The 25,481-nt window shown below is 74.1% G+C and carries 29 protein-coding genes; 13 read left to right on the forward strand and 16 right to left on the reverse strand.

Annotation, left to right across the window (positions count from 1 at the left end):
- Positions 1-107 precede the first annotated feature (107 nt).
- Positions 108-1,247: an MFS transporter gene (locus ACH499_RS11445; protein ID WP_399015169.1), complete on the forward strand. Its 1,140-nt coding sequence runs from the start codon at positions 108-110 to the stop codon at positions 1,245-1,247.
- Positions 1,248-1,254: 7 nt separating this feature from the next.
- Here ACH499_RS11445 and ACH499_RS11450 read toward each other — a convergent pair whose 3' ends face one another.
- Positions 1,255-2,049, reverse strand: coding sequence for a nucleotidyltransferase domain-containing protein (locus ACH499_RS11450; protein ID WP_399015050.1), 795 nt, complete (start codon positions 2,047-2,049; stop codon positions 1,255-1,257).
- A gap of 283 nt (positions 2,050-2,332) precedes the next feature.
- Between ACH499_RS11450 and ACH499_RS11455 the strand changes: the two genes are divergently transcribed.
- Positions 2,333-2,917, forward strand: coding sequence for a TerD family protein (locus ACH499_RS11455; protein ID WP_356202901.1), 585 nt, complete (start codon positions 2,333-2,335; stop codon positions 2,915-2,917).
- Between the two features lie 87 nt (positions 2,918-3,004).
- On the opposite strand, the gene ACH499_RS11460 is transcribed toward ACH499_RS11455, so the two are convergent.
- Entirely contained in the window at positions 3,005-3,388 is a 384-nt protein-coding gene (locus tag ACH499_RS11460) for a BlaI/MecI/CopY family transcriptional regulator (protein WP_399015052.1), read from the reverse strand.
- A 158-nt stretch (positions 3,389-3,546) separates the two neighbouring features.
- Here ACH499_RS11460 and ACH499_RS11465 point away from each other — a divergent pair, with 158 nt between their 5' ends.
- The 5 genes from ACH499_RS11465 (at position 3,547) to ACH499_RS11485 (ending at position 7,351) form a co-directional block, all read left to right on the forward strand.
- On the forward strand, positions 3,547-4,122 hold the full coding sequence (locus ACH499_RS11465) for a TerD family protein (protein ID WP_356205709.1): 576 nt from the start codon (positions 3,547-3,549) through the stop codon (positions 4,120-4,122).
- Between the two features lie 74 nt (positions 4,123-4,196).
- On the forward strand, positions 4,197-4,460 hold the full coding sequence (locus tag ACH499_RS11470) for a GlsB/YeaQ/YmgE family stress response membrane protein (RefSeq protein ID WP_356205654.1): 264 nt from the start codon (positions 4,197-4,199) through the stop codon (positions 4,458-4,460).
- A 400-nt stretch (positions 4,461-4,860) separates the two neighbouring features.
- Positions 4,861-5,064, forward strand: a complete 204-nt coding sequence (locus tag ACH499_RS11475) for a cold-shock protein (protein WP_356205655.1) — start codon at positions 4,861-4,863, stop codon at positions 5,062-5,064.
- 265 nt (positions 5,065-5,329) lie between these two features.
- A complete protein-coding gene (locus ACH499_RS11480; protein ID WP_399015055.1) occupies positions 5,330-6,931 on the forward strand; it encodes a DEAD/DEAH box helicase in 1,602 nt (533 codons plus the stop codon).
- 105 nt (positions 6,932-7,036) lie between these two features.
- A complete protein-coding gene (locus ACH499_RS11485) occupies positions 7,037-7,351 on the forward strand; it encodes an SCO5918 family protein (protein WP_356205657.1) in 315 nt (104 codons plus the stop codon).
- Between the two features lie 35 nt (positions 7,352-7,386).
- Here the strand turns inward: ACH499_RS11485 and ACH499_RS11490 are convergent, their stop codons facing one another.
- The 9 genes from ACH499_RS11490 to ACH499_RS11530 form a co-directional block, all read right to left on the reverse strand.
- A complete protein-coding gene (locus ACH499_RS11490; protein ID WP_356205658.1) occupies positions 7,387-7,749 on the reverse strand; it encodes a DUF952 domain-containing protein in 363 nt (120 codons plus the stop codon).
- A gap of 41 nt (positions 7,750-7,790) precedes the next feature.
- The gene (locus ACH499_RS11495; RefSeq protein WP_399015057.1) at positions 7,791-8,279 is read right to left on the reverse strand and encodes a hypothetical protein; all 489 of its coding nucleotides are present in this window, start codon (positions 8,277-8,279) and stop codon (positions 7,791-7,793) included.
- A complete protein-coding gene (locus ACH499_RS11500; RefSeq protein ID WP_356205660.1) occupies positions 8,263-8,754 on the reverse strand; it encodes an RNA polymerase sigma factor in 492 nt (163 codons plus the stop codon). The genes ACH499_RS11495 and ACH499_RS11500 overlap by 17 nt, the downstream gene beginning before the upstream one ends.
- A 90-nt stretch (positions 8,755-8,844) precedes the next feature.
- Entirely contained in the window at positions 8,845-9,480 is a 636-nt protein-coding gene (locus tag ACH499_RS11505; protein ID WP_399015059.1) for a class F sortase, read from the reverse strand.
- Complete coding sequence (locus ACH499_RS11510; RefSeq protein ID WP_356205662.1) at positions 9,477-9,911, reverse strand: sortase-dependent protein; 435 nt, start codon at positions 9,909-9,911, stop codon at positions 9,477-9,479. The genes ACH499_RS11505 and ACH499_RS11510 overlap by 4 nt, the downstream gene beginning before the upstream one ends.
- A 206-nt stretch (positions 9,912-10,117) precedes the next feature.
- Positions 10,118-10,321, reverse strand: a complete 204-nt coding sequence (locus ACH499_RS11515; RefSeq protein ID WP_003975194.1) for a cold-shock protein — start codon at positions 10,319-10,321, stop codon at positions 10,118-10,120.
- 239 nt (positions 10,322-10,560) lie between these two features.
- Entirely contained in the window at positions 10,561-10,935 is a 375-nt protein-coding gene (locus tag ACH499_RS11520) for a MerR family transcriptional regulator (RefSeq protein WP_356205663.1), read from the reverse strand.
- Positions 10,936-11,064: 129 nt separating this feature from the next.
- On the reverse strand, positions 11,065-12,087 hold the full coding sequence (locus tag ACH499_RS11525) for a hemolysin family protein (RefSeq protein ID WP_356205664.1): 1,023 nt from the start codon (positions 12,085-12,087) through the stop codon (positions 11,065-11,067).
- Positions 12,084-13,466, reverse strand: a complete 1,383-nt coding sequence (locus ACH499_RS11530; protein WP_356205665.1) for a hemolysin family protein — start codon at positions 13,464-13,466, stop codon at positions 12,084-12,086. The genes ACH499_RS11525 and ACH499_RS11530 overlap by 4 nt, the downstream gene beginning before the upstream one ends.
- A gap of 322 nt (positions 13,467-13,788) precedes the next feature.
- On the opposite strand from ACH499_RS11530, the gene ACH499_RS11535 reads away from it, so the two are divergent.
- From ACH499_RS11535 to ACH499_RS11545, 3 genes are all read left to right on the forward strand, one after another.
- Entirely contained in the window at positions 13,789-14,766 is a 978-nt protein-coding gene (locus ACH499_RS11535; protein ID WP_399015172.1) for a sporulation protein, read from the forward strand.
- A 119-nt stretch (positions 14,767-14,885) separates the two neighbouring features.
- Positions 14,886-15,341 (forward strand): TerB family tellurite resistance protein, encoded by a 456-nt coding sequence (locus tag ACH499_RS11540; RefSeq protein ID WP_365603119.1) that lies wholly within the window; start codon positions 14,886-14,888, stop codon positions 15,339-15,341.
- A 103-nt stretch (positions 15,342-15,444) separates the two neighbouring features.
- The gene (locus tag ACH499_RS11545) at positions 15,445-15,702 is read left to right on the forward strand and encodes a twin-arginine translocase TatA/TatE family subunit (RefSeq protein ID WP_356205667.1); all 258 of its coding nucleotides are present in this window, start codon (positions 15,445-15,447) and stop codon (positions 15,700-15,702) included.
- Positions 15,703-15,718: 16 nt separating this feature from the next.
- Here ACH499_RS11545 and ACH499_RS11550 read toward each other — a convergent pair whose 3' ends face one another.
- Positions 15,719-17,353 carry a penicillin-binding transpeptidase domain-containing protein gene (locus tag ACH499_RS11550; RefSeq protein WP_399015063.1) on the reverse strand — a complete coding sequence of 545 codons (1,635 nt, stop codon included), beginning with the start codon at positions 17,351-17,353 and terminating at the stop codon, positions 15,719-15,721.
- Between the two features lie 55 nt (positions 17,354-17,408).
- The gene (locus ACH499_RS11555) at positions 17,409-18,392 is read right to left on the reverse strand and encodes an alpha/beta hydrolase family esterase (protein ID WP_399015065.1); all 984 of its coding nucleotides are present in this window, start codon (positions 18,390-18,392) and stop codon (positions 17,409-17,411) included.
- 86 nt (positions 18,393-18,478) lie between these two features.
- Between ACH499_RS11555 and ACH499_RS11560 the strand changes: the two genes are divergently transcribed.
- Both ACH499_RS11560 and ACH499_RS11565 read left to right on the forward strand, forming a co-directional pair.
- Positions 18,479-19,450 (forward strand): LysR family transcriptional regulator, encoded by a 972-nt coding sequence (locus tag ACH499_RS11560; RefSeq protein ID WP_399015067.1) that lies wholly within the window; start codon positions 18,479-18,481, stop codon positions 19,448-19,450.
- A complete protein-coding gene (locus tag ACH499_RS11565; protein ID WP_356205671.1) occupies positions 19,447-20,322 on the forward strand; it encodes a serine hydrolase in 876 nt (291 codons plus the stop codon). The genes ACH499_RS11560 and ACH499_RS11565 overlap by 4 nt, the downstream gene beginning before the upstream one ends.
- Positions 20,323-20,369: 47 nt before the next feature.
- Here the strand turns inward: ACH499_RS11565 and ACH499_RS11570 are convergent, their stop codons facing one another.
- On the reverse strand, positions 20,370-21,983 hold the full coding sequence (locus ACH499_RS11570) for a right-handed parallel beta-helix repeat-containing protein (protein WP_399015069.1): 1,614 nt from the start codon (positions 21,981-21,983) through the stop codon (positions 20,370-20,372).
- 187 nt (positions 21,984-22,170) lie between these two features.
- On the opposite strand from ACH499_RS11570, the gene ACH499_RS11575 reads away from it, so the two are divergent.
- On the forward strand, positions 22,171-22,539 hold the full coding sequence (locus tag ACH499_RS11575; protein WP_356205673.1) for a DUF6479 family protein: 369 nt from the start codon (positions 22,171-22,173) through the stop codon (positions 22,537-22,539).
- 63 nt (positions 22,540-22,602) lie between these two features.
- Here the strand turns inward: ACH499_RS11575 and ACH499_RS11580 are convergent, their stop codons facing one another.
- On the reverse strand, positions 22,603-24,273 hold the full coding sequence (locus ACH499_RS11580; RefSeq protein ID WP_356205674.1) for an alpha-amylase family glycosyl hydrolase: 1,671 nt from the start codon (positions 24,271-24,273) through the stop codon (positions 22,603-22,605).
- A gap of 107 nt (positions 24,274-24,380) precedes the next feature.
- Complete coding sequence (locus ACH499_RS11585) at positions 24,381-25,373, reverse strand: nucleoside hydrolase (RefSeq protein WP_399015072.1); 993 nt, start codon at positions 25,371-25,373, stop codon at positions 24,381-24,383.
- Positions 25,374-25,481 lie beyond the last annotated feature (108 nt).

The raw sequence follows: 25,481 nt of genomic DNA on the forward strand, positions 1-25,481 counted from the left end.
ACCGCGGGCCCGCCGGCCGTGGGGAGCGGCGGGTGAGGACGGAGAGGGACCGCACGGCCGCGCCGCTGCCCGCTCCATGGCGCAGGGCTGCGGTGCTGGCGGCGCTCATGCTGGCCGCCCTGACCTTCAACACCGCCGAGAACCTGCCGATCGGCCTGCTGGAACTCATCGCCGGCAGCCTGCGGGTGTCGGTGTCCGCGGTCGGCCTCCTGGTCAGCGGTTACGGCGTGACGGTGGCCGTGGCGTCCCTGCCGCTCGCCCACCTCACCCGGGCCGTGCCCCGGCGTCACGTACTCGCGGGGCTGCTGGCCGCGCTCGTCGTCTCCAGCCTGGTCGCGGCGCTGGCCACCTCGTACGGGGTGCTGCTCGGGGCGCGGTTGCTGACCGCGCTCGCGCAGGCGCTGTTCTGGGCCGTGATGGGCCCGGTGGCGGTGGGGCTGTTCCCTTCCGGGGTGCGGGGACGCGTGGTCGGGGCGCTGTCCGTAGCCGGGTCCCTCGCCCTGGTGCTCGGCGTGCCCGCCGGGACCTGGCTGGGGCGGCGGACCGACTGGCGGGTCCCCGTCGCCCTCCTGGCGGCCCTGGGACTCGTCTGCCTGGTGACGATCGCCGTGCTGCTGCCGACCTCCCGGCCGGAGGACGAGCCCGCCGCCCACGGCACCGGCCCGGACGCCCGCCGGTTCGGGACCGTGCTGCTGGCCGGGGCCCTGTCCGCCACGGGGGCGTTCGCGGGATTCACGTACGTCGTGACGTTCCTCGGCGACGTGAGCGGGTTCTCCCCGGGCGCGGTCGGCGCCCTCCTCGTGGTGTTCGGGCTGGCGTGCCTGGCCGGGGTGAGCGTCACCGGGGCCGTGCTGGACCGCTTCCCGCGCGCCGCCCTGTCCACGGCCGTGGCGACGCAGGCGGTGGGGCTGCTCGGCCTGTACGCGGCCGGCCGAGCGCCCGTGGCGGCCGTGGTGTTCCTGGTGCTGACGGGCGCGGCACTCGGCCCGGTGTTCATGGCCACGCAGAACGAGATGCTGCACTGCGCGCCGGGCCGCACGGACCTCGCCCTCGCGGCGAACTCCGGTGCCTACAACGCGGGTATCGCGGCGGGCGCCGCGCTCGGGGCGCTGGTCCTGCCGCTCTCCGGGGTGCGGGGCGCCTTCCTCGCCGGCGGGCTGGTGACCGTCGCGTCCCTGGCCGTGCTGCTCGGCGGACGGCTGCTGTCCCGGGGCGTGGGCGGGAAGCGCCCCGCGTGGGAGGAGTGAGCACCGCTCAGTCCGCCTCGCCGAGGACGTCGTGGAGGTAGCGCACGGCGAGCTTCTCGGCCTCGTCGTGGTGGTCGAGGACCGCGCCCGCGTCGTCGCGCCACCGCCGGTACAGCTCCACCGCGGCGAGCAGCGCCCGGCCGGCGTCGCCGCGGTCGTGGCCGCACAGGGTCGCCCGGAGGTCGCGCGCCTCGTCGGGTGCGACGGTCTCCAGGTGGCGCACGCCGCGGGGGGCCGCGCCCGCGCGGCGTGCGGCGAGGGGGCCGAGCACGGTCTCGCGCAGATACGCGAGGAAGCCGACGACCTCGAACAGTTCACCGCGGCCGAGCTTCGTCGCGCCGTAGTGCACCCAGATCCAGAACCGGTCCTCGATCCACTGGAGGTCGAACGGCGCCGCCGCGGGCGGGCGTTGCGCGAGCGCTTCGGCCAGGCGGCCGTCCCGGTCCCACACGACGGCCGGGTCATCGACGCGCTCGGCGAAGTCGCGGACTCGCACGAACGTGAAGTCGACGTGCAGCAGGGGCGGTCCGACCAGCGTGACGATCAGCCGGGGCTCGCCGACGTGCTCCCCGGTGAACCCGGCCACCAGGGGCGCCCAGGAGGCGATCAGCGCGAGGCGCTCCCGCATGACCGCGTCGAAGGACTCGTCGTCGACGACCACGACGAGGTCCACGTCGGAGTACTCGTCGGGCGTTCCCCCCGCGAGCGACCCCGCGACGGCAACTCCGGTCATCCGCACGTCGCTTCGGATGCGGGGCAGCACGTCGTGGAGGAATCGGGTGTGCGGGGAGGGAGCGTCCATGGGTCTGCCTTCCACTCGGGGCAAAGTTTCGCAACGTACCACGCGGCCGGGCCGTGTCCGCAAGGAAAAGCGGCCCGAAGCCGGCGGGCGCGGCGGGCCGACGAGGCTGATGACCAGGCGATTGCGGGACCGCTGACGCACCGGGCGGCACGGTGTGCGGCGGGTTCTCGCGTACGGGGTGGCCGGAAAGGCTCACGGGCGCCGCCGGGACCCGTCATCCTGGACCTCACGCGCGCCAGGCACACTCTGCGGTGTAGTTCCGTTGACGGAGGATGACTCGCACATGATCACGCTCACCAAGGAAGACGGCCCGGCGGACCTGGACGGTGTGACCCATCTGTCCATCGGTGTCTCGTGGGACCCGACCGCCGGCAGCTCCGGCGGAGTGCTCGGCAAGCTGCGCCGCAAGACCGGGACCGACCTCGACCTGATCGCCGTCGCCATGCAGGGCGGTGACCCGGTGCGCCTCGCCGGACTCGACTCGCTCGACCCGATGGGCAACGGCTCGCTGGTCCACAGCGGCGACAACCAGACCGGGCACGGCGACGGCGACGACGAGACGGTGACCGTCGAGTTCTCGCGGCTCCCGTCCGCGATCACGTCGGTCGTGTTCGTCGCGGCCGCCTACAAGAAGGGCAGCTCCTTCCAGAAAGCCCGCAACGTCAGCTTCAAGGTCTACGACGCGACCGGCGGAAGCACCCAGCAGGTCGCCGACATCTGGCCCAGCCTGCTCACCCAGGACAACGGCTGCGCGGTGGCCAAGGCCGTGCGGACCGGCGGCACCTGGAAGCTGGAAGTGATCAACGAGACGGGGAAGATCAAGCAGGGCGACGAGCACGCCCTGATGCGTTTCGCCGTCAGCAAGTAGGCGAAGCGCCCGGAGGAGGGGTGCGTCCGCCGGCCGTCGGCGGCGGACGCCCCTCGGGCGCCGTGAGGCGCCGTCAGCCGTCGGCCGTCAGTCGTCGTCCGCGGCGCGCGCCTGGGAGAGCAGGTCGCGCAGCAGGCGTTCGTCGGCGGGGTCCAGGCCGGTCACGAAGCTCGCGAGGACCGCCTCGCGGTCGCTCTCGGCGTCCAGCACCCCGCGCATCCGGCGCGCCGCCAGGCCCGCCCGGTCCGCGGGCGTCCACGCGAAGGAACGCCCCGCCCGCTCCCGGCTCACCTCGCCCTTGTCCAGCAGCCGGGTCAGGATCGTCACCACCGTGGTGTACGCGAGGTCCTCGCCCAGGCGCTCCTGCACCCAGCCGGCCGTCGCCGGGCCGCCCGCCTCACGCAGCGCCGCCAGCACCAGCGCCTCCAGCTCGCCCTGCCCCCGCCGCCGGGGACGCCGGTGATCCGCCACGCCCGCACTCCCTTCCGCCGCCGCCCGTTTCCCGGGCGGACATCGTATAGACGCCCGGAGCCGGCGGACCGCCCCACGAGCATCTTCTACATTGCTGTAGATTCAAGGTCGTGTCCGCACCGTGGACCACGACCGCACGCGCCGAGGAGGAGTACGCAGTGGGAGTTTCCCTGGCCAAGGGTGGCAACGTCTCGCTCAGCAAGGAGGCACCGGGGCTGACCGCCGTCCTGGTCGGCCTCGGCTGGGACGTGCGCACCACGACCGGCACCGACTACGACCTCGACGCCTCCGCGCTGCTCCTCGACGCGTCCGGCAAGGTGCCCTCCGACGGGCACTTCGTCTTCTACAACAATCTCACCAGCCCGGACGGGTCGGTCGAGCACACCGGCGACAACCTCACCGGCGAGGGCGAGGGGGACGACGAGACCGTCAAGGTGAACCTCGCCGCCGTCCCCGCCGGCATCGACCGGATCGTCTTCCCGGTCTCCATCCACGACGCGCAGAACCGCGGCCAGAGCTTCGGCCAGGTCCGCAACGCGTTCATCCGCGTGGTCAACCAGGCGGGCAACCAGGAACTCGCCCGGTACGACCTGTCCGAGGACGCCTCCACCGAGACCGCGATGGTCTTCGGCGAGCTCTACCGGCACGGCGCCGAGTGGAAGTTCCGCGCCGTCGGCCAGGGATACGCCTCCGGACTGGCCGGTATCGCGGCCGACTTCGGCGTCAACGTCTGACGCGGAACGTCTGGACTGCACTCACTTCGAACGGGCATCCGTAAGGGCGGAACACGACCACACGAGGGGCAACCATGGAGATTTCAGGCATCATCAGCGCCGTCGTGATCGGCATCGTCATCGGCGTCCTGGGCCGGCTCGTCGTCCCCGGGCGCCAGCGCATCGGCGTCCTGTGGACCATCGCGGTCGGCATCGTGGCCGCCCTCATCGGGTCGGCGCTCGCCGCGGCCCTCGGCGTGGCCGACACCAAGGGCGTGGACTGGGTCGAGTGGCTCATCCAGATCGCCCTCGCCGCGCTCGGTGTGGTCGCCCTCGACCGCGCCAAGGCCCGCCGCTGACGGGCGGTGCGCCCACCCCTCGCACCCGGTGTGCTCCTTGTCTCTCCGGGGCTCCCGTACGGCGACGGCCGCGCCGTACGCCCCGGAGCGGGCACGGCGGCCCCAGGGAGCGTCGCCGGAGGTCACGGCGGTGCGAGGGGCGGCGGAGCGGCCGGCCCTGGAGCCGCAGCGGGGCAATATCTGCGCCGATGAGGGGAGAAATCGATGGCACGCCCGAGGAATATTCCCGCCGTGCCCCATCGGGGCGAAATTTTTCCCGACGCCCCGGCGATCACGGCGTGCTAGTGTCGACCGAAGTTGCAGTAGTGGTTGCCTGAAGGTTTTTCCATCGGGGTGATCATCACGGCGACCGGAGTGCGCACAGGGCGGACTCCGAGCACCGTTTCCGAAGGAGATTCTCATGGCCACCGGTACCGTGAAGTGGTTCAACGCCGAAAAGGGCTTCGGCTTCATCGAGCAGGACGGCGGCGGCCCCGACGTCTTCGCCCACTACTCGAACATCGCCACCCAGGGCTTCCGTGAGCTGCTGGAAGGGCAGAAGGTGACGTTCGACGTCGCCCAGGGCCAGAAGGGCCCGACGGCCGAGAACATCGTTCCCGCCTGACGCTCACGCGCACTTCGAAGCTGGGGCCCGCACCTGAGGGGTGCGGGTCCCAGCTCACCGCGTTTCGGGGCGGCTTTTCCCCTTCGCCCCGCCCGCTCATTCCCTCAATTCCCCGTTTCTCGATTTCCGAGATTCACCCGTTTCTCCCGGGCCGCACGGCGCATATGGCCGAAGCCGACCGGGACCGGCTCGTTCTTGCGACTCCCCGCGCCGCTCTTCCGCGCCGGGACTCCCTTGATACGTGCCGTATCAAGGAAGGTTCCCCATGAACCGCACACGAACGAACAGCCGCTTCTCCCGCACCCGCGGCACAGCCGCGGCCTCCGGCAAGGGCGGCGGCCGCTTCTCCGAGGGCTCCTCGCGCTCCGGCGGCCCACGCCGCGCGCAGGGTTCCGGACGCCGTCCGGCCGCGCCCCAGGGCGAGTTCGCCCTGCCGAAGACGATCACGCCGCCGCTGCCCGCCGTGGAGTCGTTCGCCGACCTCGACATGCCGCCGGCCCTGCTGGCCGCGCTCGGCCGCGAGGGCGTGACCGTGCCGTTCCCCATCCAGGCGGCGACCCTGCCCAACTCCCTGGCCGGCCGTGACGTCCTCGGACGCGGCCGTACCGGCTCGGGCAAGACCCTCGCCTTCGGCCTCGCCCTGCTGTCCCGCACGGCGGGCCGGCGCGCCGAGCCCCGGCAGCCGCTCGCGCTCGTCCTCGTACCCACCCGCGAACTCGCCCAGCAGGTCACGGACGCGCTCTCCCCGTACGCCCGCGCCCTCGGGCTGCGGTCGGCCACCGTCGTCGGCGGCATGTCGATCGGCAAGCAGGCCGGTGCGCTGCGCGCCGGCGCCGAGGTGCTCGTCGCGACCCCCGGGCGCCTCAAGGACCTCATCGACCGCGGCGACTGCCGGCTGGACGACGTCGAGACCACCGTCCTGGACGAGGCCGACCAGATGACCGACATGGGCTTCATGCCCCAGGTCACCGCCCTGCTCGACCAGGTACGCCCCGACGGGCAGCGGCTGCTGTTCTCCGCCACCCTCGACCGCAACGTCGACCGGCTGGTCAAGCGCTACCTGACCGACCCCGTGGTCCACTCCGTCGACCCGTCGGCCGGCGCCGTCACCACGATGGAGCACCACGTGCTGCACGTCCACGAGACGGACAAGCACCGCACGACGACCGAGATCGCGGCGCGCGACGGCCGGGTCATCATGTTCCTGGACACCAAGCACGCCGTGGACCGGCTGGTGAAGCACCTGCTGAACAGCGGCGTCCGCGCGGCCGGCCTGCACGGCGGCAAGTCCCAGCCGCAGCGCACCCGGACCCTCGCCCAGTTCAAGGACGGGCACGTGACGGCGCTGGTGGCGACCAACGTCGCGGCCCGCGGCATCCACGTCGACAACCTCGACCTGGTCGTCAACGTCGACCCGCCCAGCGATCACAAGGACTACCTGCACCGCGGCGGGCGCACGGCCCGCGCCGGCGAGTCCGGCAGCGTCGTCACCCTGGTCACCCCCGACCAGCGCCGCGACTTCAGCCGGCTGATGTCGGCGGCCGGCATCACCCCCCGGATCACCGCGGTCCGCTCCGGCGAGGCCGAACTGACCCGCATCACCGGCGCGCAGGCCCCGTCCGGCGTCCCCGTCGTCATCACCGCGCCGGTCGTGGAGCGCCCCCGGCGGTCCGCGTCGTCCGGCGGCTCCTCCCGTGGCCGCCGCGGCCGCGGGGCGCAGGGGCGCGGCGCGCAGGGCGGCGGCGCCGGCCAGGGGCGGTCCGCGCAGGGCCGGGCGGTGCAGGGCGGCTCGGCCCAGGGGCGGTCCGCCGGCGAGGGCGCGCGGCGCAGGCCGCGGCGTGCGTCCAGCGGTGACTCGGCGGCCTAGGCCGTCGTCCAGTGATCCTCGCCGGGGCCCCGCCCCGGGGTCCTCGGCGACCGCTCGCCGGCACGAACGGCAAGCTCATCCGGTTCCCTTCCCCTGTGAGGCATCATGCGCTGCGTCATCGCCCGGTACCCCTTCGACCTGACCAAGGAGGGAGTGATCAGCTCGATGAAGGGCATCGCTCCCGAGCCGATCACGGGTGAGTCCGTGACCGTCGGCCGCCGCCGCTACCCCGTCAAGCAGGTGGGCGCGGTCGTCACCCGGCAGGACCGCCGCGACTTCAGCGGCGGCGAGGTCACCCGGGCCATGACCCGGCTCGGCTTCACCTGCCACCCGGCCCCCGAGGCCGAGCCGGCGCCCGACGCCACGCCGATGCAGACCGCGTCGGCGCTGCTCGGCGGCGTCCCGCCGCTGGACGGCTGAGGGCTCCCCCGGGACAGGGGACGAACGAGGCCCGCTCAGCCGACGGCGGCCAGACCGCTCGCGCGGCCCTCGTCGTCCCACCGCACCTCCAGGACCCGCTCGACGGCCTCCCTGTCGAGCGGGCCGAACACGTGCGGGAACAGGGTGCCTTCGGGCACCCCGGGAGGCGGCGCGGGGTCGGCCGCCTCCCACACGCACCGCGCGGTGAGCCGGTCCTCGTCGAGGCAGAGCACCAGCAGCGGCCGGGCGGCGGTGCGGAAGAAGGCGTCGACGACGGCGAGGGCCGTCTCCTCGTCCGGGGAGCAGTGGACGAAACCGTCCTCGGCGAGGGACGCGGGGGCGTACGGCCGGCCGGGATCGGCGGACCACTCGGCACGCGGAACGACATGACAGATCATCGTCCGATTGTCACAGCACCCTGCGGACCGCCTCCGCGGACTCACCCCGGCGACGGGGACGCGGTGCCCGGGAACGCCGTCGGTCTGCTCGCGGGCGGGACGGAGGTCGCCGGTGCCGGGGGTTCCACGGGCGACGAGGTGCCCGGGACGGCGGAGGGCGTGGGGGTGGGCGTGGCCGACGTACCGGGGGTGGGGCCGGCCGGGTTCCCGGACGGGACGCCGGACGGCGACGGGGAGGGGGTCGCGGCGGGCGGGGCCAGCGGCACCGTCGGGCGGCTCGGCGAGTCGGCGGGAGCCGTCCACCGGACCGGCAGCGCGAACAGGGCGGCAGCGGCCGCGCAGGCCGCGACGGCCCCGCCCGCGGCACGCAGCAGGCGGCGCCGGGACGCCGCCCGGCGGATCTCCCGGTAGCGGCCCGGGGGCGGGCCCAGATACTCCGCGTCGGGGCGCAGCAGGACCAGCAACGGGTCGTGCGGATCGTCGTGCGCGGACTCGGGACCGTCCGGGTCGTCCTCAAAGCGTGTGGTCAAGGCTTCTCCTCAGATGGACGCGGAGCAGTTCGCGGGCCGCGTGGAGATCGGCCTTGACGGTTCCTTCCTTGCGCCCGGTCAGTGCGGACACCTCCCGGATCGGCATGTCAGCGTAGTAGTGGAGCAGGATCGGCACGCGCAGTCGCTCCGGCAGGGACTGCACGAGCAACCGCACGCCGGGGTCCGCCTGTTCGGCGTGGGGGCGGACGGCGACCTCCGCGGTGACGCGGCGCACGGCGCGGCGTTCGCGCTCCAGCTTGCGCCAGTGGTCCCGGACGAGGTTGGCGGCGGTGACGTAGAGGAAGCCGCGCGGCTCGTCCACGGTGGTCCAGCGGGCCCAGAGCCGGGTGAACGCCTCCGAGGCCACCTCGTGGGCCGTCTCGTCGTCGTCGACGAGACGGCGGCACCAGCCGGCCAGGCGGGGGTAGAGGGCGGCGAACAGTTCGGACGCCGCCCTGTCACGGGACCGTTTCAACGTGCTCCATGGTCGTGGGGGCAGGGGGAAGACGCCGGTGCGGGCGACCCCGTTCCGGCGCTCGGGGGACGTCACGTCCGCCGCGGGACGTCACGGCGGCGCGGTGGTGCCCGGCCCCGTGGTGGCGGCCAGTTCGGCGAAGGCGATGACGTTGTCCCGGTAGCCCGTGCCGTCGTGCGGGCCGCCGCAGGTGATGAGCCTCAACTCCGGCCGGTCCACGTCCCCGTAGACGTCCTCCGTCGGGAACCGGGCCTTCGCCACCGTCCGTACGGAGGTGACCGTGAAGACCGCCGTCGTGCCGTTCTCCAGGCGCGCCTCGATCCGGTCGCCCCGGCGCAGCCGGTCCAGGCGGCGGAAGACGCCGTCCCCGTGGCTGCCGACCGTGACGTGGCCGAGGATCACCGACGGGCCGGTCTGACCCGGCGTCGGCGAGTGCCGGTACCAGCCCGCACGGTCGTCGTCCGTGACGGGCGGCACCTGCACCGTGCCGTCCGGTTCCAGCCCCAGCGGCATCACCGGGGTGTCGACGCCGATGGCCGGGATGCGCAGGGCGACCGGCACCGAACGCGCCGACGGCCGTGCCGGCTCGGCGGGTTGCCGCGCGGGCGCCGCCGCGCCGGGGGGCGGTGCGGTCGCGGCCCCGTCGGTGCCGTGCCCGCCGGCGCAGCCCACGAGCAGCGCGGCGAGGGCGAGTACGGCCGGGGCGCGCCGGGAGAACGGGGTCACGCCCCGGTCGCCCGGCGGCGGCGCACGACGAAGGCGACCGCGCCGCCCGCGAGGAGCACGCTGCCGGCGCCCGCGCCGACGAGGCCGCCGTCGACCCCGGTGGACCGCGGTTCGGACACCCCGGTGTCGGGGGCGCCCGCGGGCACGGTGGAGACCTGGCCGCCCTCCGACGGGCGGGCGGGGGCGGGGGCCGCGGCGGGGGAGCTGACGGACGGCACCGGGGTGGGCACGTCGGCCGCCGGGGCCGGGGAGCTGACGGACGGCGCCGGCTTCGGGCCGGTCTCGCCGCCTCCGGTGCTGGGGGTGGGGCTGGGCGTGGCGGAGGCCGGGTTGCTGGGGACCGGCGTCGGGGTGTCCGCGAAGGCGGGGACGGTGCTCGCCAGGACGGCGGTGCACGCGAGGGCCAGGGCACTGAGGATGGTCCGGCGCATCGGGTCGCTCTCTCTCGTCGGTCCGCCTGCCCGTCCCGTTCCCGGGGCGGGGACGCGTGGTCGCGTGGTCGCGGATCGAGCGGAGAGACGAGGCGGCGGCGGAGCGGGTTGTAAAGAGATGGCAAAGTCGCCGGAGGATGCGCGGGCGCGCACGCAGGAGGGCCCGCACCGTACGGTGCGGGCCCTCCTGTGCGGTTCTCGCGTCGTTACGCGGGAACGATGTTCTCCGCCTGCGGGCCCTTCTGGCCCTGCGTGACGTCGAAGTTCACCCGCTGGCCTTCCTGAAGCTCACGGAAGCCCTGGGTGGCGATGTTCGAGTAGTGGGCGAAGACGTCGGCGCCGCCGCCGTCCTGCGCGATGAAACCGAAGCCCTTTTCGGCGTTGAACCACTTCACGGTACCGGAAGCCATTTTTTACTCCTAGGCAGTGCTGGAGGCCCGCACTGCGCGGGCCTTCTCATCGCTGCGATGATCACCTGCCCGGAGAACCGGTAACGCAAAGGGCAACCACAACTGCAACTGGTCCGACACTAGCACGGAATTCACCGGCACCCCGGGGCGGAAATCACGGCGAAAATCACTGCGGACCCGGGAATGCCAGGTGCTTTTCTCGCTTACCCGCGAATATCTGTTTCGCCGGTGGGAGATTTTCACCCGCGGTCGCGGCCGCCCCCGCCACCCGGTTCCGCTGCGCTCCGGCGCAGTTCCTCGTTGAGGCGCAGCGCCTCCTCCAGGTCGTCCTCGAGGCGCACGATGCGGCAGGCGGCCTCGATCGGCGTTCCCTGGTCGACCAGCTCACGGGCCCGGGCGGCGCGGCGCAGTTGCTGACGCGAGTACCGGCGGTGCCCGCCTTCCGACCGCATCGGGCTGATCAGACCGGCGTCACCGAGCGCACGCAGGAATCCGGGCGTGGCACCGATCAGCGCGGCCGCCCTGCCCATGGTGTACGCCGGGTAATGGTCGTCGTCGAGCCGGTCGGCGGCCTGCGTACGGCCTTCGGCGTTCCGCCCGCTCTCCGGGGGCATGCGTACCTCTCCGCGAACCGCAGGGGACACGGCTCGCCGCGGGGAATCCGGTTGCCCCGCACCTGAACTCTAGTCTCGCGGGTCGGAAATCTGTCGCGGCGAACACATGTCCCCGGCGCACGGATCGGGTCACGGCGCCACGGGCGCCGGTCCCACCAGCTCGGTCAGGACGTCCTCCATCGTCACGAAGCCCAGTACCGTGCCCGTCTCACCGGTGACCGCGGCCAGGTGGCTGTCCTCGGCGCGCAGGGCGGTGAGGGTGTCGTCCAGCGGCGTGTCGATGCGGACGCGGGTGACCCGGTGCAGCGTGCCGCGGGGGAAGGGGCGGTCGCGCTCCGTGATGCCCAGGGTGTCCTTGATGTGCAGGTAGCCCAGCACGGTGCCGCCGGGGCCGGTGACCGGGAAGCGGGAGTAGCCCGCCTCGGCGGCCAGGCGTTCCAGTCCGGCCGGGGTGATCGTGTGCGGGGCGGTGCGCATCTTGGGGGTGGGCACCAGGATCTCGCCGACCGGGCGGGTGCCCAGCTCCAGCGCGTCGCGCAGGCGCTCGCCGTCGGCCGGGGTGAGCAGTCCGGCCTCGCTGGCGTCCACGACCATGCGGGCGAGCTGGTCGTCGGTGAAGACGGCCTCGACCTCGTCCTTCGGCTCCACCCGCAACAGCCTGAGCAGCGTGTTGGCGAAGGCGTTGATGCCGAACACGACCGGCTTCAGGGCCCGGGTGAGGGCGACCAGCGGGGGGCCGAGGATCAGCGCGGTGGCCGCCGGGGCAGCCAGCGCGATGTTCTTCGGGATCATCTCGCCGATCAGCATGTGCAGATAGGTCGCCAGGGCCAGCGCGATGGCGAAGGCCACCGGGTGGACCAGCGCGTGCGGCATGTGGACGGCCTCGAAGACCGGCTCCATCAGATGCGCGATGGCCGGTTCCGCGACCGCGCCGAGCACCAGCGAGGAGACGGTGATGCCGAGCTGGGCCGTGGCCATCATGGCCGACAGGTGCTCCAGGCCCCACAGGGTCATCCGGGCCCGCTTGTCGCCGGCCTTGGCGCGCGGCTCGATCTGGCTGCGCCGCACGGAGATCAGGGCGAACTCGCCGCCCACGAAGAACGCGTTGGTCAGCAGCGTCAGGGCGCCGATGAGGAGCTGTACGGCGGTCATCGGGCCACCTCCGGCTCCCGCTCGGCGGTGCGGGCACCGGCCTCGGCGGACTCCGCCGTGACCTCGTCCGCGGCGGCCGGGGCCGGGGCGGTGACGCGCAGGCGGTCGGCGCGGTGGTGTTCCACGCCGAGGACACGCAGGCACCAGCCGTCCAGGTCGATCACGTCGCCCTCGGCGGGGATGCGCGCGAGGTGCGTGGCGACCAGGCCGGCCAGGGTCTCGTACGGGCCGTCCGGCGCGGTCAGGCCGATCCGCTCCAGCCGGTCCAGGCGCAGTGAGCCGTCGGCCTCCCAGGCCGCGCGGCCGTCCGCCTCGGCGGGGGCGGGCAGCAGGTCGGGTATCTCGACGGGGTCGTGCTCGTCGCGCACCTCGCCGACGACCTCCTCGACGATGTCCTCGACGGTCGCCACGCCCGCCGTGCCGCCGTACTCGTCGATGACGACGGCCATGGTCCGCGTGCGGCGCATGCGCTCCAGGAGGCGGTCGGCGGGCAGGCTGTCGGGCACCAGCAGCGGCGCGGTGGCCAGCTCGGTGACCGGGGTGGCCGCGCGCCGCTCGGGCTCCAGGGCCAGCACGTCGCGGATGTGGACGGTGCCGATGACCTCGTCCAGGCTGTCCCGGTAGACCGGGAAGCGGGACAGGCCGGTGGCGTGGCTGAGGTTCGCGGCGTCCGCGGCGGTGGCGTGGGCCTCCAGGGCCTTGACGTCCACGCGGGGCGTCATCACGTTCTGCGCGGTCAGCTCGCTCAGGTGCAGGGTGCGGACGAAGAGTTCGGCGGAGTCCGCCTCCAGGGCCCCTTCGGCCGCCGAGTGCTGGGCGAGCGCGACCAGTTCCTCGGGGCTGCGGGCGGAGGCGAGTTCCTCGGCCGGTTCCAGGCCGAAGCGGCGCACGAAACGGTTCGCCGTGTTGTTCAGGTGCCGGATGAAGGGGCCGAAGGCGGCGGTGAAGCCGCGCTGCGGGCCGGCGACGACCTTGGCGACGGTCAGCGGGCTGGAGATCGCCCAGTTCTTGGGGACCAGCTCGCCGACGACCATCAGGACGACGGTGGAGACGGCCACGCCGAGCACGGTCGCTACCGTGGAGGCGGCGCCGCCGAGCCCGATCGCGGTCAGCGGGCCGCGCATCAGCACGGCGAGCGACGGCTCGGCCAGCATGCCGATGACCAGCGAGGTCACGGTGATGCCGAGCTGGGCGCCGGAGAGCTGCAGGGTCAGGCCGCGGACGGCCTTGAGGGCGCCTTCGGCGCCGCGCTCGCCGGACTCGGCGGCACGCTCTAGGTCACCGCGCTCGACGGTGGTGAGGGAGAACTCGGCCGCGACGAAGATCGCGCAGGCGAGGGTGAGGAAGAGGGCCAGCAGGAGCAGCAGGACCTCGGTCACCGTGCCACCCCGCTTCCCTCACACGCATACAGGGGGGTCTGCGGGCCGGCCGTGGCACGGCCGGTACTGGGGGGCTCCATTACGGAACGGGACTCCTTAACGGGGTCTGTGGGGGCCGTGACGTCCGGCCGCCCGTGGGCTTTCCCTTTGATGGTAAAGGACGAGCAAAGACATGTGCAGTGCCGGATCACACCGTGCCCATGATCACCGGCCCCTATGCTTCTACTCGCCTGTAGAGAACGGCGGGACGGTTCCCGTTGTTCCCCGCGGGCACCGCACGCACGCAAGGACGCACACGTAGGACGAAGGGGTGGACGCCGCGATGGTGTTCAAACGGCTGCTCGGCTCGCTCGGCGTGGGCGGGCCCACGGTGGACACGGTCCTCGACCCGGGCGCGGCCCGGCCGGGCGGTGCGCTGTCGGGCCAGGTGCACCTGGCCGGCGGCACCGCGGACTTCGACGTCGAGCACATCACGCTGGAGCTGGTGGCCCGGGTCGAGGCCGAGCACGAGGACGGGGAGAGCGAGGGCGTCGTCGCCTTCGACCGCCACACGGTCGGGGGCGGATTCCGGCTCGGCGCCGGGGAGCGGCACAGCGTGCCCTTCACGCTGGCGCTGCCCTGGGAGACGCCGGTCACCGAGCTGCACGGACAGCCGCTGGGCGTCGTCCTCGGTGTGCGCACCGAGCTGGCGGTGGCGGGCGCCCGGGACAAGGGGGACCTGGATCCGCTGACCGTGGCGCCGCTGCCCGCGCAGGAGGCCGTGCTGGAGGCCCTCGGGCAGCTCGGCTTCGGCTTCCGCTCGGCCGACCTGGAGTACGGCCGCATCGGCGGTACCGGTCAGCAGCTCCCCTTCTACCAGGAGATCGAGCTGACCCCGGCCCCGCAGTACGCCCACCAGGTCAACGAGATCGAGCTGACCTTCCTGGCCGCTCCGGGCGGGCTGGAGGTGGTGCTGGAGGCGGACAAGCGCGGAGGCCTGTTCGGCGGCGGCCACGACGCGCTCAGCCGCTTCACCGTCCCGCACGAGGGGGTGGCGCCGCAGGACTGGGGCGCCCTGGTCGACGGGTGGATCCGCGAGCTCGTCGAGCACCGGGCGTCGTACGGCTCCCACGCGGTGTACGGGCACGGGGACGGCCACGGGGCCGGGCACCGGTCAGGTCCGGGCGTGGGCACCGCCGTGGCGGCGGGCGCGGCCGGACTCGCGGTGGGGGTCGCCGGCGGGCTGGTGGCGGCCGAGGTGGTCGACGAGATCGGGGACTTCTTCGAGGGCGACGAGGAGGGCGAGGAAGAGGAGGGGTGACCGAAGAGGGTGATCGCGGGGATGCGGCGGCGCGGACCTGATAACTTCTACACGTCTGTAGATTCAATCTCCGCGTCCCGAACCGCAGAGATCACCCTCTCGACCCGTACGGAGTTCGCATGGCCCTGTGGGACCGCCTCAAGGAGTCCGCGTCGCAGATGCAGACCCAGCTCGTGGCGAAGAAGAACGACCTCAAGAGCGGCGCCTTCCGCGACGCCAGCATGGCGATGTGCGCCCTGGTCGCCGCCGCCGACGGCACCGTCGACCCCGCGGAGCGCCGGCGGGTCGCCCAGCTCATCGCCACCAACGACGTCCTGCAGAACTTCCCCGCCGACGACCTGCGCCGCCGTTTCGAGGCCAACCTGGACAAGCTGGCCGCCGACTTCGCCTTCGGCAAGGTCGGTGTCCTCCAGGAGGTCGCCAAGGCCGGGAAGAAGCCCGCCGAGGCCCGTGCCGTCATCCAGATCGGCATCGTCATCGGCGGCGCCGACGGCGACTTCGACCAGGACGAGCGGGCCGTCGTCCGCGAGGCGTGCTTCGCCCTCGACCTGCCGCCGCACGAGTTCGACCTCTGAGCGGCGGCCCGGCCGGGCCCCGGTCGACCCGGATCCCGTCCTGCCGTAGATTCCGACCGGGCCCGCGAGGCGGGCCCGGACCTCACGCCACCTGGGGAGCGCCGTGTTCGGACTGAGCGAGCTCGCGATCATTCTCATCGTCGTCATTGCCGTCCTCGCCGCCAAGAGGCTCCCCGACCTGGCCCGCTCCGCGGGCAAGTCGGCGCGCATCCTCAAGGCCGAGAGCCGGGCGCTGAAGGACGACGAACCGGCGCCCGCCGGGGAGGGACGGCAGCAGGAGCCGCGCGTGATCCCCGGCGAGACGGTCCGCCGCGAGGGCCAGGACGGCACCGGCTCCGCGCCGGGCGGCGCCCGGGCCTGACCGCGCGGACGGACGCTCAGGCCGGGTCGTCCGGCACGGCGGACAGCAGGCCGTGCACCACCGGGCCCGCCGAGCCGCCTCCGGTGACGCCCTCCTCGACGACGACGGCGACCGCGACGTTGCCCCGGTGGGCGACCAGCCAGCCGTTGTTGTCCTGGTCGTCGGAGACCTCCGCGGTGCCGGTCTTCGCGCCGACCTCCCCGGGCAGGCCGGCCAGGCTCCGCGCGGTGCCGTCGGTGACGGTGGCCCGCAGCATGTCGCGGAGCTGGGTGACGACCCCGTCGGGAAGGGGCTCGGTACGGGTCCTGTCCTCGTTCCCCGCGGTGAGCGACGGCTGGTGGAACTCGCCGGAGACCGCGGTGGCCGTCACCGACGCCATGATCAGCGGATTGGCCTGGACGCGGCCCTGCCCGATCATCGACGCGGCCTTCTCCGTCTCGTCCTTGGGGGCCGGCACGGAGCCGTCGTACGTCGGGATGCCGACGTGCCACTCCTGGCCGACACCGAAGTAGGTGCGGGCCACCTCGCCCAGCTCACCGTCGTCGAGCTTGCCGCGCAGGCTGATGAACGCGGTGTTGCAGGACTCCGTGAAGTCCTTGCGGAAGGTCGCGCCCGGGTGCTCGGAGGTCTCCACGTTGTGGAACTCCTTGCCCACCGTCAGGTACTTGGGGCAGTCCACGACGTCGTCGGGTCGCACGGCGCCCTTGAGCAGGAGGGCGCTGCTGGTGACGATCTTCCAGGTGGAGCCGGGCGCGTAGGTGCCCGAGGCGGCGCGGTTGAAGCCGGTGGCCGGGGAGTTGGCCAGGGCCAGGATCTCGCCGTTGTCGACGCGCAGCGCGACCAGGGCGGCGTTCTTGCCCCCGGCCTCGCCGAGGGCCTTCTCGGCGGCGGACTGCCAGTCGGCGTCCAGGGTGGTGCGGACCGGCTCGCCGGCGGTCGCCGGGTCGGGCTCCTCGCCGAAGGACGCCTCGGTGCGCACGGTCTCGCCGGTGGTCCGGTCGATCAGCTCCACGGCTCCCCGCGGGCCGCCGCCGCTGCCGCCCGCGATCCGGCCGAGCAGCGGGGTCAGGGAGGGGTACGAGCCGTCGGCCAGGGAGGTCCCGTGGCGGTCGGTCACCTTCGGCGGGGTCGTCTCCTCGCGCACCAGCCGGAACTTCTCCGTGCCGCTCAGCCGGGGGTGGACCAGGGACAGGCGCCAGTCCACCTTCCAGCCGCCGTCCCCGTCCTCGCGCAGCGGCAGCGCGGACTCGTACGTCCAGGTGCCGAGGCCGCCGATGGGCATGCGGGCGGTGAACGGCACGGTGAGGGTGCCGTCCTCGGCCTCCTCGGGCTCGCCCTTCGCCGTCAGCCCGGGCTTGCCGATGTCCAGGCCCGCGGTGAAGCTGCGCAGCACGTCCTGCGCGGTGTCGGGTCTGGTGGTGCGCCCGGCCGCGCTCGGCAGCCGTCCGGCGGCCCAGTCGTCGAGGAACGCGCGCGCCTGTTTCATCGCCGCGGGGTCGGGTCCGTCGTCGCCGCGGGCGAAGGGGCCGAGCCCGGCGGCGTACGAACCGCCCGCGGCGAGCGCGAGCACCACGGCCACCGCGGCGACGGCCCGCACCCCGCCTCGCGGACGGCGGCGGGCGGCGGGAGTGGGGAACTGGGTATCGGGCATCGGGGCTCCTGTTCTGTGGGACGGAACGGTGCGGGATACGGCTTCGCGGCGCCGGTCAGCCGGCGGCGAAGAAGTCGAGGATCGTGCCGGTGGCGTCCAGGGCCCGGCTGGTGGGACCGAACCCCTTCGGCGGGGTGATGGCCGAGCCCGGCCAGGTGTGCCCGGCGCCGTGGACGACGAGGAGCTGGACGGTGCCCGCCCCGGCCCTGCCGCCCGAGCCGCCGCCGAGGCGCCAGACGGTGCGGTCGTAGCCCTCCTCCGCCTCGGTGACCGGCTCGCCCGCGCCGCCCGCGGCGGCGAACGCCTCCGCGCTGTCCCGCGCCGACATGCTCGGCAGGATCGGTTCGTCCGGGTCCGGCGGCGGGGACGGCAGGCCCGCGAGGGGGCGTACGGGGTCGTCGGCGCCGTAGACGACCATGACGGGGACGGGACCGGCGGGCCGGACCGCGGCGGCACCGGCGGGGAGCTGGCCCGAGACGGAGGCCGCGCCCGCCAGCAGTCCGGGGCGTTCGGCGGCGAAGCGCAGCGCCATCGAGCCGCCGTTGGAGAACCCCGCGACGTAGACCCGCCGGGGGTCGGCGCCCTCGGTGCGCACCAGGTGCTCGATCAGCGCCTCGGTGAAGCGCACGTCGAGGCCGGGGTCGGGGCGCTGCCCGGTCTTCCGCGTGCCCGCGCCCCAGCCGTGGTCGATTCCCTCGGGGTAGGCGACGATCATGCCGCGCCGGCCGGCGGCCTTCTCCAGCCGGCTCTGCTCGCGCAGCCCGGCGGCGTCGGAGCCCCGGCCGTGGAAGGCGACGACCAGGGGCCGCGGGCCGTCGGCGTCGGGCCGGTGCAGGAGGTAGGTGCGGGTGCGGCCGTCCACCCGCAGCTCCTCGCGGACCCCGTCGGCGGCGCCGCGGGTCGCGGGGGAACTGCTCGCGGGCGGGGCGTCGGGCCGCTCGGAGCCGTCCGAACAGCCTGCCAGGGGCAGCACGAGGGCGAGGGCGAGCGCGCCGGGCCACCGGCGGGGGCGCGGGGTGAGGTCACGGAAGGAGCGCATGACCCGAAGCAGAGCAACGGCACCGCGCCCGTGTCCAAGATTGGTATGGATGTCGGATTGATCAATCCCCGATATGATTACTGGTCGTGGACTTGGTGCGGCACCTGGAATGCTTCGTGGCTGTTGCAGAAGAGTCACACTTCGGGCGTGCCGCGGCCCGGCTCGGCATGGCCCAGCCGCCCCTGTCGCAGCGCATCCAGCGGCTGGAGCGCGAGCTGGGCGTCCGGCTCTTCGAACGGACCAGCCGCCAGGTGACGATCACCGAGGCGGGCACGCTGCTGCTCGCCGAGGCCCGGGAGATCCTCGCCCGTTCCGAGTCCTTCCTCGCCGCCGCGCGCCGCATCCGGGACGGCGAGACGGGCCTGCTGCGCGCCGCCCTGTCCCCCGACATCTCCGGCGAGACCGTCGCCGCGCTGCTGGCGGACTTCCGGCGCCGGCACCCCGGACTGGAACTGGAGCTGCGGGAACTGTCCACCGCCGAGCAGCTCGCCGCGTTCACCGCCCACGAGCTGGACGTCGGCCTCATCCACCACCCCTGCGACGTCACCGGCCTGGAGCTGGGTCCCGTCCTCCACCGCGACCTCGGCGTGCTGCTGCCGCGCGGCGCGGTCGCGGCCGGGCTCGACGAGGTGCCGCTCGCCGCCCTGACCGGCTACGACCTGGTCCTCTTCCCCCGCGACAGCGCGCCCGCGGTCTACGACGACCTGCTCACCGCCTGCGCCCGCGGCGGCTACACCCCCGCGGCCGTGCGGCACGGGCGGGGCACCAGCTTCGTCCGCGGACTGGTGCTGTCCTTCGGGGCGGTGGCGCTCGGGCCGCGGGACACCCACCTGCTCGCCGGTCCAGGGGACACGGACCCGGACCTGGTCTGGCGCCCGCTGGCCGGGGCCGCGCCGGCCTGGCGGCACTCCGCGGCCTGGCCCAAGGGGCGTGGCGACGCCGCCGTCGGCGCTTTCACGGACGCCGCCACGCACGCCCTGCGCACCACGGCCGGGGCCCGCTTGGAGCCTTCCGCCCGGCCCCTGCACCTTCGCCCGGCATCGGAGTACTGGCTATGACCGACACCGTCAGCGGCCGTCTGCGCGCCGCGTTCGCGGACGCCGGGGTCACCGGCTGGCTGCACGCCGTCGACATCGACTCCGGGGCCCAGGTCGGCGCCGGGGCGGACCAGCCGGTGTGCACGGCCAGCGTCCACAAGGTGTGCGTCCTGGTCACCCTGCACGAGCAGGCGGCGGCCGGGCTGCTGGACCTCACCGAGCAGGTCGTGTGCCCGCCCGCCGGGCGCACTCCGGGGCCCACGGGGCTGGCGGCCATGCTCGACCCGGTGCGCCTGTCGCTGCGCGACGCCGCCTTCCTGATGATGTCCGTCAGCGACAACACCGCCGCCGACCTGCTGCTGGAGCGGGTCGGCCTCGACGCCGTCAACCGCACCGCGGACCGCCTCGGCCTCACCCGGACGCGGGCGGTGTACGGCTTCGGCGAGATGCTGGGCACCATGCGGGAGGACGCCGGTCCGGCCGGCGCCCGGGCGCTGACGGACCCGCACGTCATCACGCGGCTGCGCGCCCTGGACCCGGCCCGCACCAACCGCAGCACGCCCCGGGACATGACCCGCCTGCTCACCGCGGTGTGGCGGGACGAGGCGTGCCCGCCCGAGTACGGCGCGGCGATGCGCCGCATCATGGGCCTCCAGGTCTGGCCGCACCGGCTGGCGTCGGGCTTCCCCTTCGACGACGTCCACGTGGCCGGCAAGACCGGCACCCTGCCGACGCTGCGCCACGAGATCGGCGTCGTCGAGTATCCCGACGGCGGCCGCTACGCCGTGGCCGTCTTCACCCGCACCGCCCGGACCGCGGCGGTCCTCCCGGCGGCCGACGCGGTGATCGGCACGGCGGCCCGCATCGCGGTGGACGCCCTGCGGGCACGGTAGCGGGCACCGGCGGACGCCGGGCCGGGACCGCCGGGTGCCGCCCGCGCTCAGCGGTCGTTGTCCCGCCAGCGGCCTCCCGCCGGGGCCGAGTCGAAGCGGGTGGCCGACGCGGCGTTGCCGCTGAAGTCGTTGCCGGAAACGCGGCCGCCGGTCCAGGTGGCCTCGTGCGCGATCCACAGGGCGTGGGTCTGGGTGCGCGGGTGACCGTCGTCCCCGACGCGGTTGCCGTGGACGTACGGGTGGGTGACGGCGGCCGCCGCGGTGAGGCCGGGGCGCGGGGACGGGGCGGCCGGGAGGCGGTAGGCGGTGCCCGGCTCGGGGGTGGCGCCGGGCCAGGCCGCGCGGGCCCCGGGGCGCCGGGGGACGAGCACGAGTTCGGTGGCCGTGTTGTCGGCGACGACGGCGGTCCGCTCCCCGACGGTCAGCTCCTTGCCGCGGTGGCCGCCCGGCGTCCAGTCGGCGTTCTCGTCGGTCAGGGACAGCGGCCCGCAGCGGACGCCCTCACCGCCGCCCTTGGCCGCCGGCGCGGCCCGGCGGCCGTTGTTCCGGACCCGGTTGCCGAAGATCGCCGGCTCGTGCAGCGCGGCGTCGACGCGGATGCCGTCCAGGCCGTTGTCGTGGATGTCGTTGGACTCCAGGACGATGTCCCGGGCCGGTTCCTGGTCGCCGCCGGCGAGATTGTGCTGCCAGTAGCCGTAGCGGCCGTTGTTGCTGACGCGGTTGCCGCGGAACGCGTAACCGCCCGGCGTGTTGCCGAGCGCGATCCCGTCGCCCGGGTTGCCGTCGATCACACACCCGGTGACGATGCCGCCCCGGCCGCCCACGCTGGTCGTGCCCTGCGCCGACACGTCGAAGCCGGCGACGTGGTTGCCGAGCATCGTGCAGGACGTGACCAGCAGCCCGTCGGCGCCCCAGTCGGAGATGCCGTACCGGTTGTCCTCGGTGTGGCAGGCGGTGATGCGGATGCCGCGGGGCGGCGCCCAGTCGTCCTTCTGGAGTTCCAGGAAGATCCCGTTGGTGCCGTTGCCGAGGGCGGTGCAGGCGGTGACCGTCAGCCGTTCCACCGGCCCCCAGCCGCCGACGCCGATGCCGATGCCCGCGCCGCCCATCTCCTCGCCGGGGTCCTGCCGCCCGCACCGTTCGGCCAGGACGCCCTCGACCACCGTGTCCTGGAGGAAGTCGCAGCCGAAGCCGGTGGCGGCGGTGTCGTGGATGTAGAGGTCGCTGAAGCGCCCGCGCAGCACGTACTGCAGTCCGAGCCCCTTGGCCAGCACGTCGTACTCGGGGGTCAGCACTCCGGAGCCGTCGATCTCGAAGTGGGCGAAGGTGACGTCGGCGATGTGGCGTTCCCGCCCGGCACCGTGCTGGGCGGTGGTGAACCACGCCAGCGGCACGGGCTGCTCCGGCGCGCCGGGATTGGCGAGGGCGAAGCAGGTCGTGCCCCGCCCGGCGCCGATCAGCGAGACACCGCTGCGCCACAGCACCGGCCGGTCCCGGATCAGGTGGCGCCCCGCGGGCACGTTGATCGTGCGCGGCCGTCCGTCCTTGGCGGTGGCCTCACCGAGCGCGTCGACCAGCCTCTGCAGCGCCGGCCCGTCGTCGGTGGTGCCGTCCCCGGCGAGACCGTGCTCATGGGCGTCGACCGTCAACGGCGCAGTCATACGGGCGCTCCTTCCGCCAGTGGCGCTCGGGCGGCCGTCCGCCCACCGGCGCGCGGCCGCTCACCGCGGACCGGGTACCAGGCGCCGGGCGACCTCAATCACGGCGCACGGCGCACCGGGGGCACCCGCGCCGAACGAAGGGGACACAGCGGGCGCTTTATCCCAAAGGGGGGTACATAATCAGAACATGAGTACGGCAACGTTTGAACTGCTGGCCGCGTCGGACGCGCTCAACATGACCGCCGCCTTCATCGGCGGCCTGGTCGTCGCCGGCGCGCTGATCCTGGCCGTGCGCCTCGGGATGAGCTCGATGGACCGGGAGTCGCCCCGTCCGCGTGCCGAAGAGCAGCCGCACCTGCCGCCCACCGGGCCCGTGCACGAGGAACGGGAGATACGGGAGCCGGACGAGATCCCGCTGATCACCGACGGGAGCCCACGGCTGATGCCGTACCAGCTCCACCACGCCGGGAGCCGGCGGGGCGCGGACCAGAGCCGCCGCCGCTGGCTGCCGGGATCCAGCGGATCCTTCGGAAGCGGCAGCCCGGGCCGTATCTGACCCGGGAGGCGGTGGAGGGCGGCGTCCGGACGCCGCCCTCCGGCCCGCTTTCGGGGGGCGCCGCTACTTCACCAGCCACGCCGTCGTGTCCGGGCCCAGCCGGCCGTCCTCCAGGGGCACGCTGGTCAGCACCACCTCGCCCGCCGGCAGGCTCACCGGCCGGTCCGACAGGTTGGTGACACAGCGCCAGCCGTCCGAGCGGTCGAACTGGAGCACCCCGGGCGGGACGTCGTCCGCCCACGTCAGCGACTCGCCGTCGAGCAGCTTGCGGCGCAGGCGCAGGGCCGTGCGGTACAGCTCCAGGGTCGAGCCCGCCACTCCGTCCTGGGCCTGGACGGAGTACTCCGCGAAGCGCGGCGGCTGGGGCAGCCAGGCACCGCCCGCGCCGAAGCCGTACGAGGGACCGCTCGTCGTCCACGGCAGCGGCACCCGGCATCCGTCACGGCCCTTGCGGACGTGCCCCGTCTGTTCCCAGATCGGGTCCTGGAGCACCTCCGTGGGCAGGTCGGCCACCTCGGGCAGGCCCAGCTCCTCGCCCTGGTAGACGTACGCCGAACCGGGCAGCGCCAGCATCAGCAGCGTCGCCGCGCGCGCCCGGCGCAGGCCCGCGCGCTCGTCGACCGCGGGGGCCCTGCCGCCGGACAGCAGCCAGGCGTCAGTGTCGGTGCCCGGCGGCAGGACCAGCCGGGTGGCGTGCCGGACCACGTCGTGGTTGGACAGCACCCAGGTCGCGGAGGCCCCGGCGGCGTGGGCGTCGGCGAGCGAACCGGCGATGATGGCGCGCAGCTCGTCCGCGTCCCAGCCGCCCTGGAGGTACTCGAAGTTGAACGCCTGGCCCAGCTCGTCCGGGCGGGCGTACAGCGCGCGCCGGGCGCCCGGCACCCAGGCCTCGGCCACCGCCGTCCTCGGCGGGCTGTAGGAGTCGAGGATCTTGCGCCAGTCGCGGTAGACCTCGTGCACGTCGTCGCGGTCGTAGAAGGGGTGGGTGCCCGGGGCGAACTCCGCGAGCGCGGCCTCGCTGCTCAGTTCGGGGGAGCCGAGGTCGCGCAGCGGTTCGGTGAGGTCCTTGACCAGGGCGTGGGCCACGTCGACGCGGAAGCCGTCGACGCCGCGGTCGCACCAGAACTTCAGCGTGGTGCGGAAGTCGGCGCGGACCTGCTCGTTCTCCCAGTTCAGGTCGGGCTGCTGGGGCGCGAAGAGGTGCAGGTACCACTGGCCGTCCGGGACCCGTTCCCACGCGCTGCCGCCGAAGACGGACTGCCAGTCGGTGGGCGGGAGTTCGCCGTGCTCGCCGCGGCCGTCCCGGAAGACGTACCGGTCGCGGGCGGCCGAGCCGGGACCGGCCGCCAGGGCCTCGCGGAACCAGGCGTGACGGTGCGAGGTGTGGTTGGGGACCAGGTCGACGATCACCTTGAGGCCGAGGCGGTGGGCCTCGGCGGCCAGGGCGTCGAAGTCGTCCAGGGTGCCGAGGCGCGGGTCGACGGCGCGGTGGTCGTCGACGTCGTAGCCGCCGTCGGCCAGCTCGGAGGGGTAGAAGGGGCTCAGCCACAGCGCGTCGACGCCGAGGGCCGCGAGGTGGGTCAGGCGCTGGGTGATGCCCCGCAGGTCACCGAGCCCGTCGCCGTCGGCGTCGGCGAAGCTGCGGGGGTAGATCTGGTAGATGACGGCCTGCCGCCACCAGTTCGGGTCCTTGGACGACAGGTCGGGGGTGCCGGCGGTGCTGCGTACGGTCACGCGGTCTCCTTCGGGCGAGGCGTGCGGGCGACACGTAGATATCTGTCCACATCACCCCAAAAGTGAACGCGGGTGGGGTGGGACGCGCCGATGACCCCGGTCCCGTATCACATGGTGGCGCGGCCGCCGGGGCGTTCCACGGCGGTCAGGTACAGGTCCACGTACCGGGCCGCGTCGACGTCCAGCGCCACGTCCACGAGCGGCTGCTCGCGCGTCCCCCCGTGGAGCTCGGACTCACCGGGGCGGGCGCGGCGGTCGACGACGGTCTGGCCCCGGGCCGGGCCGGGGGCGAGGGAGACCTCGACCGGCAGCCGGTGCGTGGTCAGGCCCTCCGGGTCGGCGACCGCGCAGACCGCGCCCGCGTCGCCGAGGCCCCCGCCGGGGTCGGCCTCGTCGGTGACGGGAGCCCGGTGGGCGAGGAGTTCACCGGCGAGCCGGGTGCCGGGTTCGGTGCTCGCCCGCAGACGGCGCACGTCGGGGCCGGGGACGATCACCCGCTGGAACACGTCCAGTCCGTACATGGTGATCGGCACCCCGGCGGTGAGCATGATCGCCGTCGCCTCCGGGTCGTGCCAGACGTTGAACTCGGCGACCGGCGTCGCGTTCCCGGTGGCCACCGCGCCGCCCATGAACACGATCCGCTCGATGTTCCGGGTGACCTCCGGGTGGGTGCGCAGCAGCAGGGCGATGTTGGTCGCGGGGGCGGTGGGGATCAGGGTGACCGGGCGCGGGGAGGCGAGGATCTCCCGGCGCAGCAGGGTCACCGCGTCCACGTCGGCGGGGGTGCGGGCGGGCGCGGGCAGTCCGAGGTCGCCCATCCCGTCGTGTCCGTGCACGTGGCGTGCGGTGCGCACGCCCTCGATCAGCGGACGCCCGGCGCCCCGGGCGACGGGGATCCGGGGGGCGCCGGCCTGCTCCAGCACGGTCAGCGTGTTGCGGACGACGCCGTCCACGTCGGTGTTCCCGGCGACACAGGTGACCGCGCGCAGATCGAGCCCGGGGTGCCGGACGGCCAGGAGGAGGGCCAGGGCGTCGTCGATGCCGGTGTCGCAGTCGATGATCACCGGTACGGGCGGACGGGGACGCTGGTCGGTCGGCACGGTGGGACTCCTCGATCGCACGGGGACGGGTGCGGTGACCCTACGCGGGGGGCGGTTCCCTCCCGGGGCCGCCCCGGACGGTCGGCACCCGGGGCCCGGCCACCGCGC

This window comes from Streptomyces sp. NPDC018947, assembly GCF_044390505.1.
Lineage (GTDB): Bacteria > Actinomycetota > Actinomycetes > Streptomycetales > Streptomycetaceae > Streptomyces.

What these genes read in the sequence shown, in the direction of transcription:
- ACH499_RS11445 (WP_399015169.1), top strand. Translation starts at nt 108, where the DNA reads ATGCTGGCCGCCCTGACCTTCAACACCGCCGAGAACCTGCCGATCGGC.
- ACH499_RS11450 (WP_399015050.1), bottom strand. Translation starts at nt 2,049, where the DNA reads ATGGACGCTCCCTCCCCGCACACCCGATTCCTCCACGACGTGCTGCCC.
- ACH499_RS11455 (WP_356202901.1), top strand. Translation starts at nt 2,333, where the DNA reads ATGATCACGCTCACCAAGGAAGACGGCCCGGCGGACCTGGACGGTGTG.
- ACH499_RS11470 (WP_356205654.1), top strand. Translation starts at nt 4,197, where the DNA reads ATGGAGATTTCAGGCATCATCAGCGCCGTCGTGATCGGCATCGTCATC.
- ACH499_RS11475 (WP_356205655.1), top strand. Translation starts at nt 4,861, where the DNA reads ATGGCCACCGGTACCGTGAAGTGGTTCAACGCCGAAAAGGGCTTCGGC.
- ACH499_RS11480 (WP_399015055.1), top strand. Translation starts at nt 5,330, where the DNA reads ATGAACCGCACACGAACGAACAGCCGCTTCTCCCGCACCCGCGGCACA.
- ACH499_RS11485 (WP_356205657.1), top strand. Translation starts at nt 7,037, where the DNA reads ATGCGCTGCGTCATCGCCCGGTACCCCTTCGACCTGACCAAGGAGGGA.
- ACH499_RS11490 (WP_356205658.1), bottom strand. Translation starts at nt 7,749, where the DNA reads ATGATCTGTCATGTCGTTCCGCGTGCCGAGTGGTCCGCCGATCCCGGC.
- ACH499_RS11510 (WP_356205662.1), bottom strand. Translation starts at nt 9,911, where the DNA reads ATGCGCCGGACCATCCTCAGTGCCCTGGCCCTCGCGTGCACCGCCGTC.
- ACH499_RS11515 (WP_003975194.1), bottom strand. Translation starts at nt 10,321, where the DNA reads ATGGCTTCCGGTACCGTGAAGTGGTTCAACGCCGAAAAGGGCTTCGGT.
- ACH499_RS11520 (WP_356205663.1), bottom strand. Translation starts at nt 10,935, where the DNA reads ATGCCCCCGGAGAGCGGGCGGAACGCCGAAGGCCGTACGCAGGCCGCC.
- ACH499_RS11525 (WP_356205664.1), bottom strand. Translation starts at nt 12,087, where the DNA reads ATGACCGCCGTACAGCTCCTCATCGGCGCCCTGACGCTGCTGACCAAC.
- ACH499_RS11535 (WP_399015172.1), top strand. Translation starts at nt 13,789, where the DNA reads ATGGTGTTCAAACGGCTGCTCGGCTCGCTCGGCGTGGGCGGGCCCACG.
- ACH499_RS11540 (WP_365603119.1), top strand. Translation starts at nt 14,886, where the DNA reads ATGGCCCTGTGGGACCGCCTCAAGGAGTCCGCGTCGCAGATGCAGACC.
- ACH499_RS11550 (WP_399015063.1), bottom strand. Translation starts at nt 17,353, where the DNA reads ATGCCCGATACCCAGTTCCCCACTCCCGCCGCCCGCCGCCGTCCGCGA.
- ACH499_RS11555 (WP_399015065.1), bottom strand. Translation starts at nt 18,392, where the DNA reads ATGCGCTCCTTCCGTGACCTCACCCCGCGCCCCCGCCGGTGGCCCGGC.
- ACH499_RS11565 (WP_356205671.1), top strand. Translation starts at nt 19,447, where the DNA reads ATGACCGACACCGTCAGCGGCCGTCTGCGCGCCGCGTTCGCGGACGCC.
- ACH499_RS11570 (WP_399015069.1), bottom strand. Translation starts at nt 21,983, where the DNA reads ATGACTGCGCCGTTGACGGTCGACGCCCATGAGCACGGTCTCGCCGGG.
- ACH499_RS11575 (WP_356205673.1), top strand. Translation starts at nt 22,171, where the DNA reads ATGAGTACGGCAACGTTTGAACTGCTGGCCGCGTCGGACGCGCTCAAC.